Below are 15,957 nucleotides of genomic sequence, written 5' to 3' on the forward strand. Positions count from 1 at the left end.
AAGAAGCGTTATCAAGAATTATCACCTGGCCTGACCTTGCCCGCGAGAGTTTGGCGGGGAATGTTCATGCATGAACGAAGAGGTCCCGCTTTCACTGCATGCCGTGTTTAACTACGCTGAAGCCGGGCTGTGGTTCACCATCGCTCTCGTGCTGGCTGTTCGACTGCGGATGAAACGACCCTGGCGCTGGCTGCTGCCCGTGGCCTTTGCGTGCTTTGGTGTCTCTGATCTCATCGAAGTGCAAACCGGTGCGTGGTGGGAGCCCTGGTGGCTCTTTGTACTGAAAGCCGCCTGCGCGCTGGTGTTTCTGCTGGCATGGCGCGCGCATCGGCGGCAGGGGAAGCCCCATGGCTGAATCCCCCTTCAAATTTTGCAGCGACTGCGGCAAGGACGACTGGCTCCCAAAGAGTGACCGTGAGTTTGTCTGTGTTGCCTGCGGCTTCCGTCATTTCATCACGCCGATTCCGGCCGCTGTGGCTCTGCTTCTCGATGCTCAGGATCGGGTTCTCATCATCCGCCGCGCGCATGAACCCGGTTTCGGTCTTCTCGGTCTGCCCGGCGGTGTCATCGAGCCTGAAGAAAGCGGCGAGATGGCTGCCGCACGTGAAACGCATGAGGAGGTGGGCATTGAACTGCCGGCGAGCGCATTCACCTACCTCTGCACGCTCAACAACCGTTACCTGTTTCAAGGCTACAGCTGGCCCACGCTGGATCTCTGCTACATCGCCCGCGTGCCGGACTTCAACAACGTGGTGATGCAGGCCTCGGAGGTGTCGGAGTTCCTGATCTGTGCGCTGGATGAAGTGCCGTTCGATGAGTTCGCGTTTGAGTCAAATGCAGAGGTGGTCAGGCGATGGAGGGCAGTGGATGCCGTTGCTTAGGCTTGCCTGTTTTGCTTTTGACCTTAATATTTCCTTATGGTGCCTATCCTGTCGCAACCAGCCTTCCAGCAGCGCGCAATGCCGCTGTCTGTCGCGGCATGGCATCAAATGATCGACAAAGGACTGGCTCCTGAACGGGCAGAACTCATCCGTGGGGTGATCATCGAAAAAATGAGCAAATCCTTCCTTCTCACCAAGCTGGCAGATGCGATGATCGAGTTCTTGAGGGCTGCCGTCAGCGGTCTGTTCTGGATTCGGCAGGAGGCTCCTTTGACGCTCAAGGATTCCGAGCCAGAGCCGGACATCTCCATCGTGGATGGTCGTCGTGACGATTATAACGCGCACCCTGTCTCTGCCCGACTCGTCGTTGAAGTGTCTGTCAGCAGTCTGCTGGTGGATCGCGAGATGGCTTCGATTTATGCAGAAGCCGACGTGGCGGAATACTGGATCGTCAATGCGACGGAACGCTGCATCGAGGTGTATCGTGCGCCAGTTAACGGTCATTACCAAACCCAGCAGCGTGTTGCCGAAGGTGAAGTGCTGGAGTGTGCAGCGCTCAGCGGAGTGAGCGTGAATGTGGCCGGCCTTTTTGCCGGAGTTTAAGCGTAACAGTGCAGGCCTCTCACGCCGCCACCGGCGCAGGCGCATCAAACCAGCGGCCGTGCTCCTTGATGAGGTCGATGAGGCGCTCGACGGCTTCGCCTTCGGGGATGTTGAACTTCACGGCGGTCTTGCCGACGTAGAGATTGATCTTCTCAGGTGCGCCGCCAACGTAGCCGAAGTCGGCGTCGGCCATTTCACCGGGACCGTTGACGATGCAGCCCATCACCGCGATGCGCACGCCTTTGAGATGACCCGTGGCGGCACGGATTTTCTGCGTGGTGGTCTGCAGATTGAAGAGCGTGCGGCCGCAACTGGGGCAGGCGACGTAGTCGGTCTTGAAAATGCGGACACCGGCGGCCTGCAGGATGTTGTAGCTGATGCGCAGAGCCTGGCCGGGCGCTTCTTCGCCATTCACAATCACCGCGTCGCCAATGCCATCGCACAGCAGCGAGCCGATATTCGTGGCGGCAACGAGGAGGTTCTCGGTGAAGTCATCGCTGCCGGCGGCCTGCAATGTGTCTTTGAGCAGGATCGAATGACGTGGCTGCAATTTGGCGGCGAGCAGGCGATACGCGGCGATGACGGGCAGCTTGAGTCCGTCCTTGATGGTCACGAGCTTCGCCTCGGTGCTTTCATAGAGACTGGCGATGGAGGCATCGTCACGCGGGTCGATCTCGACCACGCCGCTGTCTTCGATGACGACCTCGGGTTTGTAGTCGCCGAGCTTGTCGATCTTGTGAGCTACGGCGTCCCATTTCTTGCGCGTGGTGAAGACGGGCACGGTTTCATGATCGCCGGCTTTGACACCATTGATCGTGAGCACTTCGGTCTCACGGCGCACGTAGTCGAAGGGATCGTAGCTGACCTGCGGTGCATTGGAGATATGCTCGAACTGCGCAGGAAGCCCTTCGTTGTAGGGCTTCACGAGCTGCTGTGCCACGGGGATCTCGAAGATGGCGTCTTCGGTCAATGAGACACGCACGGTATCGCCGATGCCGTCCGCCAGCAGGGAGCCGATGCCGATGGCGCTCTTGATGCGGCCGTCTTCACCGTCGCCTGCTTCAGTGACGCCGAGGTGGATCGGATAGTTCCAATCCGAGCCGAGCTGATTGAGGTGCGCGACGAGCAGGCGGTAGGCCTCGATCATGACCTTCGGATTGCTGGCCTTCATCGAGAAGAGGAAGTTGTGGTAGCCTTGCGCGCGGGCGATGCGGGCGAATTCGAGGGCGCTCTCGACCATGCCGAGCGGTGTGTCGCCATGGCGGTTCATGATGCGATCGCTCAAAGAGCCGTGATTGGTGCCGATGCGCATGGCGCGGCCCAGGCGGATGCAATCCTTCACCAGCGGAACGAACTGCTCCTCCATGTAGGCCACTTCAGCGGCGTACTCGTCATCAGTGTATTCTTTGACGGCAAACTTCTTCTTGTCGGCGTAGTTGCCGGGATTCACGCGGACTTTTTCCACCCACTTCACGGCTTCCATGGCGGCGTCAGGCTTGAAGTGGATGTCGGCCACCAGCGGGACATCGCAACCGGCGGCACGGATGCCATCCCGGATGTGCTGGAGGTTTTCGGCGATGATGCGGGTCTGAGCGGTGACGCGGACGATCTGGCAGCCGGCTTCGGCGAGACCGAGTGCCTCCTTCACGCAGGCCGCAGCGTCACGCGTGTCACTGGTGAGCATGCTCTGCACCACCACGGGCGCACCGCCTCCGATCTGGACGTTTCCAACCAAAACGGGGCGTGTTTCGCGGCGCTGGTAGTTGTAGAGGTCGGGGCAGTAGCGGAGCAGGGGGGAAGACATGGCGGGCGGTTAGAATGCCGGATTGCAGCCCCGACGCAAACGGGAAGCCGCAGAGGGTGGCATGGCATTACAAGTTTCTTACATGGTTCTTGCCGATCCAAGGCCGAATGCTACAATTTCATTCAATATGGCAAATATTGTTGTTATCGAAGATCATCCGCCTGTTTTGAAGCTTCTTGCCACCCTTTGTCGGGCTGAAGGACACGAGGTGATGGCTTTCGACAACGGCCGTGCTGGGCTGGAAGCGATCCGAGAGATGGCTCCAGATTTGGCTCTGGTGGACCGTCGGCTCGGTGACGTCGATGGACTCGACATGATCCGTGATGCGCGTGAGGCTTCGCCCAAGACGCGCTATGTCATGGTTTCCGCCTGCTCTGAGACGCGCGACATCGTGACCGCAGTGCGGCGCGGCGTCTGTGATTACGTGACGAAACCTTTTGAGCCTGAAGAAATCAAGAGTGCTGTGATTCGTGCACTCAATGAGCCTGAAGAACCTCAGCCGATCTCCCGCCAAAAACTCGTGATCCTGTGTCCAAAGCAGGCGGCCTGATGGCTTAGGCTGGAAAGAGGCGCATAACATTGAACTTTGAAGTTGGCAGCCGTTGGCGCATTGGTGCCGCATGGAAAACCTCCGTCGTCTGCTTTTTGCCCTTTCCGTGTTCGTGCTGGCCGCGCTGCTGTTTGCGTGGTGGCGTCACGGGCGGGAGGGCTATGGGCTGCTCAATTTATTGAAGGGAGAGAAGCCGGGACCCACGGCGCTCACACCACCGAAAAAGCCAAAAATCGCGCCCGATGAGGTGCCAATGCTGACCCGGTTGAATGATGAATTTTCCAAAATTTCCGCCACCGTGCTGCCCTCGGTGGTCAGTGTCACCACCAAGACGGTGCGGCCCGGAAAGAGCAGCTGGCATTCCTACTATGGCTTCGTCGGCCCCCGTGATCAGGTGGTACCCAGCCTCGGCTCCGGGGTGATCATCAGCAAAGAGGGGCATGTGGTCACCAACTACCACGTCATCGAAGGCGTGCAGGCGGCGGACATTCAGATCACCACAAATGCCAATAAAAGTTATCCGACGCTCATTCTGGGGTTCAACAAAGAGCGTGATATCGCCCTGCTGAAAATCGACAGTCCGCGTCTCGATTTTCCTGCGTTAAGTTTTGCCAATTCAGACGACGCCCGGGTGGGGCAGATCGTGCTCGCGGTGGGCAATCCCTTCGGACTCAGCGGCACGGTGACTCAGGGCATCATCAGCGCGCGTGATCGCCATCTCAGCGACAGCCAGTTTGACTACCTGCAAACGGACACCGTGATCAATCCCGGCAACTCAGGTGGTCCGCTGGTGAATATTCGTGGCGAGATCATCGGCATCAACGTCGCCATTTATCGGGGTGACGCGACGGTGAGCGCCTGGCAGGGCGTGGGACTCGCCGTTCCATCCAATGAAGCCAAAATGGTGGTGGAGGATATTCAGGCCAAGCTCAAGGAAAGTGCGAAGCAGGCGAATGGTGTGACCAGTTCAACAGGCAAGGGCTACCTGGGACTTGAAGTCAGCAGTGAACCTGTGGAGATCGACCCTGTGTGGGGCACCTCGCGGCGTGGCGCGCTGGTGACGGACATCGGAAACAAATCACCTGCGGCTGAAGCAGGGCTGCGCCAGGGAGATGTGGTGACGAAATTTCAAGGCATGGCCTTCCGCTCTCCGGCAGATTTGCTGCAGATCATCCGCACCCAGCCTCCGGGCAGCGAGGTGAAGCTGGAAGTCATCCGCAACAACAAGATGGGCGATATCATTGCGCGTCTTGGGGCCAGGCCGGATGCAGAACCGTAGCCTCGGACGGCGCGCTTTCATCTCAGCGCGGTTTCAATACAAACCGCTGTTTGCTGCGATTGGTGAGGATGCGAAGGTCATCTTGATGAAACTGCAGGTCGATGCTGCCAGTGCTCCAGGTGTCGAGCAGCGGGATGTTCTGTGCTTTGGCTCGTTGAACCAGTGATTCGGGCAGGGCTGTTTCGACTGCGCGCGCATCACTTCCGCAGAGAATGATCTGCGGGCTCGCCTTGAGCAGGAATTCAGAGCTCGTGGAGAGATCCACCTCATGCTGACTGCGGATTAACACATCGCAGCGCAAATCCTCGGAGCTGGAGCAGAGAGCTTTTTCGGCGTGCCAGCCGGTGTCGCTCAGCCATAGCACGCGCCAGGGACCGAGCTGAACCATCAGCACCATGGCACGATCATCTGCCCGGTCGTTTTGCACCTGCTGCGTCGGGTACAACACCGTGGCTTCAATCTGGAAATCCTTGGCATCGGAGAGAGTGACACGTTCATCGACATGCAGTTTGCGCAGCGATGGCGGGTGGGGTTCATCGAGCAGGCGCCGCAGTGCGGAGCGTGTGGAGTCACGCCGCCCCGGCTCCTGGGTGCTGCAAAAGAGCATGGGCGCGTCAAACGTCGTGATGACCTGCCCTGCGGCACCGATGTGGTCGACATCGTTATGACTCAGGAACACGCCCGCGAGAGCATCCACGCCGTTGGAATGCAGATAGGGACGCAGCACGCGGCGGAAGCTGGCTTCGCTGCCCGTGTCAAACAGCCAGTGGGTCTTGCCGATGCGCAGATGATTCGCCGCGCCGCCATGGGGAAGCTCCAGCACATGCCAGACGGCGGGGGCAGGGGTGAGAGACATGCCGGGTTGAAAATGAAAATTCGCGCCAGGCAGGCCGGCGAACCACATCGCGCTGGCGATCATCGCCTTTGCCAGCGCCCAATTGACGTTGTTGAAAATGATTTGAGCGCCCGTCAAATGCAGCGCGGCTGCGCCGAGGCTCAGGCAGGTGGCACCCAGACACAGGGACGACAGCGGAACGAGCACGCAGTTGGCGATCACCGCCACCGGAGTGATTGATTGAAAATGACCGAGGATGAACGGTAGACTGCCAATCCATGCGGCAAACGACACGCTCAAAGTGGTCGCGAACCACAGCCGGCATTGGCTCCAGGTGCGCTGCCGCCAACTGGCGAGTTGGGGTGGCAAAAAGGGATCGAGCCGGGTGAATGGCAGCAGTCGTTTCAGCAACGGGGCGGAGCCGATGGTGCTCAGCCACAGCACGCCGAAGGACAGTTGAAACCCCGGCATGAACAGCTGATGCGAGTCCGTGGCCAGCAGCAGCAGGGCTGCGGCGCCGAGGCTGTTTTGCAGGGACGATTCACGATCCATCAGCGTGGCACTCAAGTAAATGGCCACCATGAACGCCGCCCGTGCCGCCGAAGGCCGCCAGCCGGTGACGAACGCATAGGCAAACACGACGAAAATAACCATCCAAAGCGAGATGCCGCGTGGTGTTCCGATCTGCCGCAACAGCGCCAGCACGATGACTCCGAGGAGGCCCACATGCAGGCCGCTGACTGCAAACACATGCAGCGTGCCGCTGTTGCGAAAAGCATCTTCGATTTCATCATCCGCCTCGGCAGAGACTCCCAGCGCCATGGCCCGGAGCACGGCGACCGTTTGTGGATCTTCTTCGAGGTCCTGAATGAGCTGCCTGCTGATCCAGCGCCTGCAATCTTCCGCACGTTCCAAAAAGGCGCACCACCATTCCTCACCACTGCCGCCGATGCGCTGCATGTGGTCGATGTCAAAACGGGCCACGCGCCCCATGCGCAGGGAGTATACCTGCGCATCGAAGGTGCCTGGATTGGATGCAGTGCGGGGCAGGTAGATGCTGCCGCGGAGTTCAAAAACACCCGCACCTGGAAAGCGCACGCCTTTGGGCAGCCGCACCAGCAGCGTGGCGGTTTGTTCGATCACGATCCCTGCGGCTGGAATTTCGATCTTCTGTGTGGTGCACAGCGCATGGGTGCGCTTATCCGGCGAGGTGTCGAATTCCGGCAGCAGGCTGCCGCGAATCGTTGCTGGCACCGGCTTGTCCTGCTGCTGGAGTGCCAGGCGCAGCGGGTGGCGGAATGTTTCGTCTGTGCGTGTTGCATGGATGAAGGCAAAGACCAGCGCAGCACCAGGGATCAGCAGCCATGCGCGACCGCTGAAGAGCGCCACGCCTAGCAGCGCCGTGGTGACCGGCAGAAACCACCCGCCATGCGCGGGCAGCCATCCCATCTCTGCGGCGAGGATACCGCTGACGGCCGCAAGCGCCAGTGTCAGCAGCGGATTGGCCCGGGTCCAAAGCGGGAGCTTCTCGAGCATCGGCAGCTGGTGTTGAAACGATCAGGCCTTCTCTGCGCCGGCGGTTCCCGCCTTGGAGCGCTGCTCCATCAGCAGCTTGAACTGCATCTGTTCGAGTTCGCTGATGCGGTGGTGCGCATTGGCGCTGTGGCGGGTGTTTGGGAAGTTGCCGATGATCTGCTCCAGCATGTCGCGCGCTGCTTCAAAATCGTGCCGGTGTGTCAGATGTACGTCGGCGATGCGAAACATGATGAAGGCGGCATCATCCACCGGCCAGTCTTTGCTCTGCAGATGCTCTTCCAGCACTTTCAAAGCCGTCTGAGGATCACGCAGACGCTCAGCATGGATCTTGGCGATTTCGGCCACAGGGAAGGGATCGTCCGGCTTCTCTTCGAGCATTTTTTCATAGTGCTCGATGGCTCCCGAGTAGTCTCCCTGGGCGATGCGGGCTGCAGCTTTGGTCATGTGATCCTGCTCCACCTTCTCGCCGGAGGAGAACACCGCCTCTCCCATCAGATCGCCCAGCCAGGGGATTAAATACTTCACGGCCAGAAGCCCGCCGGACAGCCCCAGCAAAATCACAAAGACGAGCTTCATGCCGTCTCCGGCTTCTCTCACGAAACTCCAGATCAAAGCGATGACCAGAAGGACGAGCGTGATGACACAGATGCGGATGACAATGGCAGTGTTCATTTTCGGGATGTAAGACGAGGCTATCAAAACGCCTGTCTGCCGCCAAGCACGAAATTGGCGGCCATCCCGGTCAGCCTCCTCCCAAGGCGCGATACAGATTGGCCTGCACCTGAAACTGCCGCTTGGTCACACCGATCAGCTGCAGCCGGGCCTTCAGAGCGTTCTGCTGCGCGTTGAGCACCTCGATGTAGGTGGCCCGACGCGTGCGGAACAGGTCTGCTGCGGTGCCGACGGACTCAATCAGCAGGTGCACCTCCTTGGTCTTCAGCACCTGAAGATCCTTTAAAATGCGGATGAAGGCGAGCTGGTTGTGCACCTCGACGTAGCCGTTCACGATGGACTGCTGATAGGTGTTGAGTGCTTCCAATTGGGAGGCGTTGGCGTGATCAAACTCGGCTTGGATCGCCTTGCGGTTGATCAACGGAGCCACCAGTCCGCCCAGCGCCGAATAGGTGGCGGAATGAACGTTGAGCAGGAGGTTGCTCTGGAAAGCCTGAAGTCCCAGCACGCCATTGATGGAGACTGAGGGCAGAAATGCAGCCTTGGCCGCCTTCACGTCCGCTTTTGAAGCCGCCAGTTCAAATTCAGCCCGGCGGATGTCAGGGCGATTTTTGAGCATGTCGGCCGGCACACTGGATGACAGCTGCGGCAGCTGGGCATGCATCAGGGCCGTCCTGTTGCGGGCGATGGGACGCTGAGGATCGCCCAGCAGGGTGCAGATGATGCCTTCCTGCTCCACGATCCGCTGCTGCGTATCCAGTCGCATGCCCTGAAGGTTGAACAACAGCGCCTCAAACTGTTGTACAGCCAGTTCATTGGCGGCACCGGCCTGCTTCTGGGTCTGCACCGTCTCCAGCGCATCACGCTGGATTTTGATCGTCTCATCGATGTTGATGATCTCAGCATCCAGCGCCAGCAGCTCGTAGTAGGCTGTGGCCAGGTCGGCAATCAAATGCGTCTGCACCAGATTCCTTCCCTCCACACTGGCGAGCAGGCGCGCGGAGGCGGAGGCTTTTTTGCTCCGCAGTTTTCCCCAGAGATCAATTTCCCAGCTCGTCTGCAAACCGACTGTGTAGTCCTGGACATCCCGCGGGACAATGCGCCCGTCATAGATGGGCGTGGTGCTGTTGCCGGCACCGTCCATGGTGTAGAGGCCAAAGCGTTGGATGCCCGCGCCTGCCACGCCCGAGACCTTGGGGGACAGCATGCTGCGTGCGGCGGTGATTTGAGCCTTCGCCATCTCGATGCGCTGAAGCGCGATTTTCAGATCGCGGTTGTTGTTTAGCGCCTGCTCAGTGAGGGACTGCAACCGGGGATCGGTGAAGTGTTTCCGCCATTGGCTGACTCCGGTGAATGAGGCGGTTTTGTCCGGCGCCTGCTCCGTTTTTTTGCCATGGCGGCGAAGATCTTCGCAGCTGGTGAACATCAGCGTCATGAACGAAACGCAGGCGCTCAGGAATGGCCAGTTCAGATGCAGGGTCTCACGCATGTTCCGGTTCCTTGGATGGTTTTGGGCTTGAAGTGAATGAGGCAAAAATGACGTAGAGGCCCGGAATGATCAGCATGCCAAACACGGTGCCGAAGATCATGCCGCCCACCGCCGAGGCGCCGATGGTCCTGTTGCCAGCCGCGCCGACGCCCGATGCCATCATCAAGGGGCTCAAACCGGCGACGAAGGCAAGTGACGTCATCAGGATGGGGCGCAGGCGCGAGGTCGCGCTTTCCACCGCCGCCTGCAGCGGGGTGAGGCCCTCACGCTGCCGTTGGATGGCAAACTCGACCACGAGGATCGCGTTCTTTCCAAGCAGGCCGATGAGCATGATCATGGACACCTGGGCATAGATGTTGTTTTCAAGACCCATCCACAGCAGAAACACAAATGCGCCAAGCAGGCCTGTGGGCAGTGACAGGATGACCGGCATTGGCAGCAGAAAGCTTTCGTATTGGGCGGATAGCAGGAGATAAACAAATGCGAGGCAGATCAGGAAGATGAACACCGCCTGATTTCCTGCCAGAATCTGATCCCGGGTGATGCCGGCCCAGTCGATGCCAAAGCCTTTCGGCAGTTTTTCCCTGGCCGTTTCCTGAATGGCCTGGATGGCCGCGCCGCTGCTGAACCCGGCTGCAGGCTCCCCGTTGATCTCAGCCGAGGTGAACATGTTGTGGCGTGTGACCTGATCCACCCCGTACACTTTTTCCAGCTCCACAAACGTGCTGATCTGGACCATCTCCCCAAGGTCATTTTTGACGTGAAGTTTCAGGATGTCCTCCGGACGTGCGCGGTATTCCGGCAGCACCTGGACCATGACCTTGTAGAGCTGGCCAAAGCGGATGAAGTTGGTGGCGTATTTGCCACCCAGCATGGTCTGCAGAGTGCTCATCACATTGTTGGTCGTCACCCCTTTTTGCGCCGCGATGTCGCTGTCCACATGCAGCAGGTATTGCGGAAAGCTGGCGTCGAAACTGGTGAAGGAATTGGCGATCTCCGGCCGTGCCTCCAGATCGTCGATGAACTTTGCGGCCACGCTTTCCATGTTTTTGAAATCGCCGCTTCCAGTCCGGTCCAGAAGGCGGAGTTCGAAGCCGCTTGCGTTGCCGTATCCCGGCACGGCGGGTGGTGAGAACAGCTCAATCTCGGCATCTTTGATGTGATGGGTCCTGCGGAGAAGTTCGTCCATCACAGCCCTGACCGACTCGGTTCGCTCATGCCAGCCGGTGAGATTGATCAGACAGGAGCCATAAGTTGCGCCGCTGGCATCGGTGATGATGTTCACGCCTGCCAGAGTGGAGACTGATGAGATAGAGGTGATGCCTTTACAGCAGTTCTGGATCTCATCCACCACGGCCTTGGTTCGCTCCAGGGTGGAGCCGGCCGGAGTGGTGACACCCACGTAAAACGCGCCCTGATCCTCATTGGGAATGAATCCGGATGGCAGTCTGCCGCCCATGAAGACCATGACCACACAGAAGCCCAGGAGGATGCCCCAGCTCAGCGTGCGCCTGCCTGCCAGCGCCGAGATCCACCGCGTGTAAGTGGCCGAAATTTTGTCATAGCTGCGGTTGAAGTGGCCAAAGAAGCGGTTCAGCAGGCTGCTGCTCCTGGGCGCATGATGCATGTTTTTCAACATCAGGGCGCACAGCGCCGGGGTGAGCGTGAGCGCGACGCAGCCTGACAGCACGATCGCTATCGCCATCGTGAGGGAGAACTGCTGGTAGAAAATGCCCGAGGGGCCGGACATGAAGGACGCGGGAACAAAGACGGCGGCCATCACGAGCGTGATGGCGATGATGGCACCGCCGATTTCTCCCATGGCCTCCTCGGTGGCCTGGCGCGGGCCTGCGCCGGTGCTTTCCATCTTCGCATGGACCGCCTCCACCACCACGATGGCTCCGTCCACCACGATGCCGATTGCGAGCACCAGTGCCAGCAGCGTGATCAGGTTCAGCGAGAAGCCCAGCAGCTGCATGAAAAAGAAGGTGCCGACCAATGACACCGGGACCGCAATGACCGGGATCAGCGTGGAGCGCCAGTCCTGCAGGAAGACAAACGTCACCAAGGAAACCAGCAGGAAGGCCTCTGCGAGCGTGCGCACCACCTCATGCAGCGAGGCATCAAGGAAACGGGAGACATCGTAGCTGATGTCATAGTCCATGCCCTGGAGAAAAGTGTCCTCCTTGATTTCCGCCATGCGCTGTTTGATGCTGGCGATGACTTCGTTGGCATTGGAGCCGGGGAGCTGCTTGAGAAGAATGGCGGCCGTGGGCCTGCCATTGAACCGGGTCTCCACATCGAAGTAAAGGGTGCTGAATTCGACCTCGGCGACATCCTTGATGCGCAGCACCTGGCCCTCGTCATTGGAGCGGATGGGGATCTTTTCATAATCTTCCTGGTTCTGGTATTTGCCTGCATAACGCACCACGTACTGCAGGTGCGGCTCGGTCTTGTCCGAGCTTTCCCCCACCTTCCCTGGAGCGGCCTCCACATTCTGCTCTTTCAAGGCGAGCAGCACGTCCTCCGTCGAAATGTTGTAGGTCAGCATTTTGTCCGGTTTGAGCCAGATCCGCATGGAGTATTCCTTGACGCCGATGATCTTCGCAAAACCGACGCCCTCAATTCGCTTGAGCTCGGTGAGGATGTTGATGTCGGCAAAGTTGTACAAAAACATCTCATCGAGTTCAGGATTCGTGCTGGTGACGTCGAGGTACATCAGCATGGCCTTCTCCTCCTTGGCGATCTGGACCCCGGCCTTGATGACTTCCTCGGGCAGCTCGCCCATCATTTTGTTCACGCGGTTTTGCACATTCACCGCCGCCACATCAGGGTCAGTGCCTGCTTCAAAGACGATTGAAATGACGCCGACGCCGTCATTGGCCGCCCGCGAGGACATGTACTTCATGCCAGGTACGCCGTTGATCGACCGCTCCAGCGGGACGATGGCGGCCTTCGTCAGCGTCTCCGCATTGGCACCGATGTACTCCACCGTCACATTGACCTCCGGCGGAGCGATGCTGGGAAACTGGGTGATGGGCAGTTGATACAAAGCCAGCAGACCCAGGAAGGTGATGATGATGGAAATGACCATCGACAGCACGGGTCTGCGGATGAACTCGTTAATCATTCAGCGTTTGATTCATCGGTTGGGTGCATGGGGATAGAGGCCTGAGACCGTCAGGTCTGACGGCGGCATCCCCCACCAGTTTATTGTTGGCTGTCCGGTAGTCTGGCAGCATCAGAACGGGGCGACGTCTGCCAGGGCTTTGAAGTCAGGAGCTATCACATCGCCTTCTTTCACCACCTGGATGCCTTCAAAGATGATGCGGTCGGTCGGCAGGAGGCCGGAGTCGATCACATAGTGGTTTGGCAGGCGCAGCTTCGTGTCGATGCTTCTCAGCTGAATGCTGTTGTCTGCGTTGAGCATGTACACGCAGGTTTTATGCTGAACTTCAAAGGTGCATTTCTGCGGTATTACGAGGGCGTTCTTCAGCTCCGACTGCACAATCACCTTGCCGCTGGAACCATGCTTGAGGAGATGGTTGGGATTTGGGAAGCTGGCCCGGAAGGCGATGTTTCCGGTGCTTTTGGAAATCACGCTTTCCCAGGTTTCAATCCGGCCTTTGAAAGGATGGATTTCTCCGTTGGCCAGCTCCAGCGCCACACTGCCCTGCACACCGAGGTCCTTGCGCCTGGCCAGCTCCAGATACTCACGCTCGGACACATTGAAATAGGCGTAAACATCTCCGTCATTGGAAATGGATGTGAGCAGATCCCCTTCTGCCACGAGGCTGCCGGTTTTGTTGCGGATCCGGTTGATGATGCCGTCAAACGGCGCGCGCACTTCGGCATAAGAGAGTCTGCGCTCGGCATCGGCGACCGTGGTTTTCGCCTCGTCCACTTTGGCCATGGCCGAATCCAGCCTTGCCTGGGCCATTTCCAACTCTGAAGTGGCGATGATTTTCTTCTGCAGCAGCAGTTGATTGTTCTGCAGATCTATCTCCGCCATCTTGGCCTCCGCCTGGGCGCTTTTGAGCCGGGCATTGGCCCGCTTCACCTCCTCTTGATAGGAATGACTGCTGATGGTGAATAGCAGCTGTCCTGCAGTGACCCGCTGGCCTTCGTCGACAGAGATTTTTTCGAGGCGGCCGCTTACCCGTGCTTCCAGTTCAATGAAGTTGGAGTTCTGAATGCTTGCGACGTACTCCTGGCCATTCGGCACATCCATCACCACGGCGGAAGTGACAGGAAAGGTTCTTTTAACCTCATGACCGGTTGCGGTGGCACTTTCGTTGCAGGAATTCAATAACAGAAGTAGCGAAAGGCAGATGACTGCTTTCGATCCGGCACATCTTGCGATGATGTATGCATATGAGCTCATGGGGATTTCATTAGGTTTCATCGGACTTTTGTCATCAGCATTTGATGACTTTGGAATCTGATGTGATGTTTGTAACAGGTATCCAAGAGCACTAGCATTTGACGTGCCATTTCTCAATATGCGCTGGCTAGGGCACAACCGGTCTCCGCAGCAACAGATGTCTCCATCATTGATGGGGTGCTGTTTTTAGAGTGCCCGATCATCACCTGACGCGCTTTGACATGCGCGTTTCAAGTTGCTCATTTGCAGGAATTTAAAGATGATGAAAAACATCGGGTGCATGGCACTCAAATGTTTTCAACAAGGCCGGCTGAAACCGGAGTAGTGTCAGCCTCTACTTATTTTGTTAGAGTTCGCTACAGAAGCCCGGCTTTCCTCAGTAAGCGGTGCCTTGCCTCTGACTCATGTCCATGTATGGACACGGTTTACTTACCTCTCAAATCCAGGGCCATTACCCGTTGGCCTGACTTATGCAGCAGATCCTGCGACTGTTGGCGTATATAGAGCAGGCCGTGACTCAGCGCGGGCAGGCTCCAGGTGTTGAGCGCATAAAACGGCTGGGTTTGAGCCAGCACTTTGGCCCCGGCCGGACTCAGATCGAGCCAGTGCAGCGAACCAGTTTCGCCGAGGCAAAGGAAGGCACCATCGGCTTTCAGCAAACTCGCACGCAGGATGCTGAGGCGGGTGGGATTGGCACGTCCGGTCAGCTTGCTAAACTCAGCATCTTCCCACTCGATGTGCTGTTCCCATACTTCCGCACCGGTATCCGCATTTACGCAGACAAGGCGCGACTTGGGCTCTGTCTCGCCGTCAATCGCATAGAGATGACCGTCGTGATACACCGGGTTCATCCAGTGGACGCCGAGCTTTTTCGACTGCCAGACCTCCTTCACTTGGAACTCCGCGTCATACTCCACCATCGCACCGCCGAGCGGCCGGCCCTTCGGGTACGCGGTGGTGATGAAGGCGCGGTTTTTCTCCGGAATGACGACGGGGGAAGTCCCAATGGCCTGGATGTAGTCCTCACTGCGCCATGGAAATTTCGAATGCAGTTTGCCGCTTGCGGGATCAATGCACATGAGGCCGCCCGTGGCCGGGTCGCTCTCGCCACCGGCATAGATGAGCACCTTCGTCTGTCCATGCAGCTTGACGGGAACGGGAGACGCATAGCTCGCGCCCCAGGAGTCCTCGACAATCCACACGACCTTGCCGCTCTGCAAATCGAAGGCCGCCACACTCACGCCTGCTTCCGCGAGCTTCGTTTTACGGTCGCGCATTCCTTCGTTGTCTTCGATCAGGGCTTTTTTGCCGCCGACATTCACGATCACGCGCCCGTCGAGAATCAGCGGCGTGCCGCCCGCTCCGAAGAAATCCTGAGGCACGTTGTATTCTTTGCGCAGATCATGCTGCCACAATGCCTTGCCGGTTTTTAAATCGAACGCGCGCAACTCGGCAGTCACGCCGAAAGTCACGACGATGCCATTGGCAATCACCGGGCTGCCACGCGGTCCATTGCCGAAGCCATAGCGATCCTGGTACGAGATCGGGTAATCCTGCGACCAGAACCGCTTCCCTGTTTCACGATGCAGGCACTCGATGGTTTCCTTGCCTTCCAGGGCATGGAAGATCACACAGAAGTCGCCGCTGATGGCGGGTGAGTTGTAGGCCTCACCCATCTGAACTTCCCACACTGGCTTCGGGTCGTTCTGGCCCCAGGTCTTGAGCAGATGGGTTTCAGGAGAGTGGGCATCATTCGTGGGGCCGAGCACGCGCGGCCAGTCGCTCGTCTTCGCTTCTGCCGCCAGCGGCTTCGGCGCCGCATGAAAGGTCAGCCGGTCAAACGCCTCCTGCGCAGAGCAGACGTTCAGGGCAAAAAGTAGCAGAAACAGTCTCGACGAATTTTTCATGTCATGCCAAGCTAGCC

At 58.5% G+C, this 15,957-nt stretch carries 12 protein-coding genes; 5 read left to right on the top strand and 7 right to left on the bottom strand.

Translation table 11 applies throughout. From position 1 onward, the window contains the following. Positions 1–70 precede the first annotated feature (70 nt). The 3 genes from WAW39_RS26460 to WAW39_RS26470 are packed head-to-tail and all read left to right on the top strand — an operon-like array spanning position 71 to position 1,484. Positions 71–355: a hypothetical protein gene (locus WAW39_RS26460; protein ID WP_397382292.1), complete on the top strand. Its 285-nt coding sequence runs from the start codon at positions 71–73 to the stop codon at positions 353–355. Continuing rightward, positions 348–881: an NUDIX domain-containing protein gene (locus tag WAW39_RS26465; RefSeq protein ID WP_422322164.1), complete on the top strand. Its 534-nt coding sequence runs from the start codon at positions 348–350 to the stop codon at positions 879–881. Before WAW39_RS26460 ends, WAW39_RS26465 begins: the two co-directional genes overlap by 8 nt. Before the next feature lie 36 nt (positions 882–917). Next, a complete protein-coding gene (locus WAW39_RS26470) occupies positions 918–1,484 on the top strand; it encodes a Uma2 family endonuclease (protein WP_422322165.1) in 567 nt (188 codons plus the stop codon). A 19-nt stretch (positions 1,485–1,503) separates the two neighbouring features. Here WAW39_RS26470 and ispG read toward each other — a convergent pair whose 3' ends face one another. Beyond that, positions 1,504–3,288 (bottom strand): (E)-4-hydroxy-3-methylbut-2-enyl-diphosphate synthase, encoded by a 1,785-nt coding sequence (gene ispG / locus WAW39_RS26475; RefSeq protein WP_422322166.1) that lies wholly within the window; start codon positions 3,286–3,288, stop codon positions 1,504–1,506. A gap of 82 nt (positions 3,289–3,370) precedes the next feature. Here ispG and WAW39_RS26480 point away from each other — a divergent pair, with 82 nt between their 5' ends. Both WAW39_RS26480 and WAW39_RS26485 read left to right on the top strand, forming a co-directional pair. After that, complete coding sequence (locus WAW39_RS26480; protein ID WP_422322167.1) at positions 3,371–3,838, top strand: response regulator; 468 nt, start codon at positions 3,371–3,373, stop codon at positions 3,836–3,838. Between the two features lie 70 nt (positions 3,839–3,908). Next, on the top strand, positions 3,909–5,117 hold the full coding sequence (locus WAW39_RS26485; protein ID WP_422322168.1) for a S1C family serine protease: 1,209 nt from the start codon (positions 3,909–3,911) through the stop codon (positions 5,115–5,117). Positions 5,118–5,139: 22 nt separating this feature from the next. Here WAW39_RS26485 and WAW39_RS26490 read toward each other — a convergent pair whose 3' ends face one another. From WAW39_RS26490 to WAW39_RS26515, 6 genes are all read right to left on the bottom strand, one after another. Beyond that, entirely contained in the window at positions 5,140–7,488 is a 2,349-nt protein-coding gene (locus WAW39_RS26490; protein WP_422322169.1) for a ComEC/Rec2 family competence protein, read from the bottom strand. A 21-nt stretch (positions 7,489–7,509) separates the two neighbouring features. Continuing rightward, positions 7,510–8,160: a tetratricopeptide repeat protein gene (locus tag WAW39_RS26495; protein ID WP_422322170.1), complete on the bottom strand. Its 651-nt coding sequence runs from the start codon at positions 8,158–8,160 to the stop codon at positions 7,510–7,512. A gap of 70 nt (positions 8,161–8,230) precedes the next feature. Continuing rightward, the gene (locus tag WAW39_RS26500; protein ID WP_422322171.1) at positions 8,231–9,649 is read right to left on the bottom strand and encodes an efflux transporter outer membrane subunit; all 1,419 of its coding nucleotides are present in this window, start codon (positions 9,647–9,649) and stop codon (positions 8,231–8,233) included. Continuing rightward, positions 9,642–12,779, bottom strand: a complete 3,138-nt coding sequence (locus WAW39_RS26505; protein WP_422322172.1) for an efflux RND transporter permease subunit — start codon at positions 12,777–12,779, stop codon at positions 9,642–9,644. The genes WAW39_RS26500 and WAW39_RS26505 overlap by 8 nt, the downstream gene beginning before the upstream one ends. Positions 12,780–12,890: 111 nt before the next feature. Beyond that, positions 12,891–14,033, bottom strand: a complete 1,143-nt coding sequence (locus WAW39_RS26510; RefSeq protein ID WP_422322173.1) for an efflux RND transporter periplasmic adaptor subunit — start codon at positions 14,031–14,033, stop codon at positions 12,891–12,893. A 425-nt stretch (positions 14,034–14,458) separates the two neighbouring features. Next, the gene (locus WAW39_RS26515) at positions 14,459–15,940 is read right to left on the bottom strand and encodes a PQQ-binding-like beta-propeller repeat protein (RefSeq protein WP_422322174.1); all 1,482 of its coding nucleotides are present in this window, start codon (positions 15,938–15,940) and stop codon (positions 14,459–14,461) included. Between the last annotated feature and the right edge of the window lie 17 nt (positions 15,941–15,957).

The organism is Prosthecobacter sp., assembly GCF_049294395.1.
In the GTDB taxonomy this organism is placed as follows: domain Bacteria; phylum Verrucomicrobiota; class Verrucomicrobiia; order Verrucomicrobiales; family Verrucomicrobiaceae; genus Prosthecobacter.

Coding starts and splice junctions, on each gene's coding strand:
- WAW39_RS26460 (WP_397382292.1), top strand. CDS start 71: ATGAACGAAGAGGTCCCGCTTTCACTGCATGCCGTGTTTAACTACGCT.
- WAW39_RS26465 (WP_422322164.1), top strand. CDS start 348: ATGGCTGAATCCCCCTTCAAATTTTGCAGCGACTGCGGCAAGGACGAC.
- WAW39_RS26500 (WP_422322171.1), bottom strand. CDS start 9,649: ATGCGTGAGACCCTGCATCTGAACTGGCCATTCCTGAGCGCCTGCGTT.
- WAW39_RS26480 (WP_422322167.1), top strand. CDS start 3,371: ATGGTTCTTGCCGATCCAAGGCCGAATGCTACAATTTCATTCAATATG.
- ispG (WP_422322166.1), bottom strand. CDS start 3,288: ATGTCTTCCCCCCTGCTCCGCTACTGCCCCGACCTCTACAACTACCAG.
- WAW39_RS26505 (WP_422322172.1), bottom strand. CDS start 12,779: ATGATTAACGAGTTCATCCGCAGACCCGTGCTGTCGATGGTCATTTCC.
- WAW39_RS26515 (WP_422322174.1), bottom strand. CDS start 15,940: ATGAAAAATTCGTCGAGACTGTTTCTGCTACTTTTTGCCCTGAACGTC.
- WAW39_RS26495 (WP_422322170.1), bottom strand. CDS start 8,160: ATGAACACTGCCATTGTCATCCGCATCTGTGTCATCACGCTCGTCCTT.
- WAW39_RS26470 (WP_422322165.1), top strand. CDS start 918: ATGGTGCCTATCCTGTCGCAACCAGCCTTCCAGCAGCGCGCAATGCCG.
- WAW39_RS26510 (WP_422322173.1), bottom strand. CDS start 14,033: ATGAGCTCATATGCATACATCATCGCAAGATGTGCCGGATCGAAAGCA.
- WAW39_RS26490 (WP_422322169.1), bottom strand. CDS start 7,488: ATGCTCGAGAAGCTCCCGCTTTGGACCCGGGCCAATCCGCTGCTGACA.
- WAW39_RS26485 (WP_422322168.1), top strand. CDS start 3,909: ATGGAAAACCTCCGTCGTCTGCTTTTTGCCCTTTCCGTGTTCGTGCTG.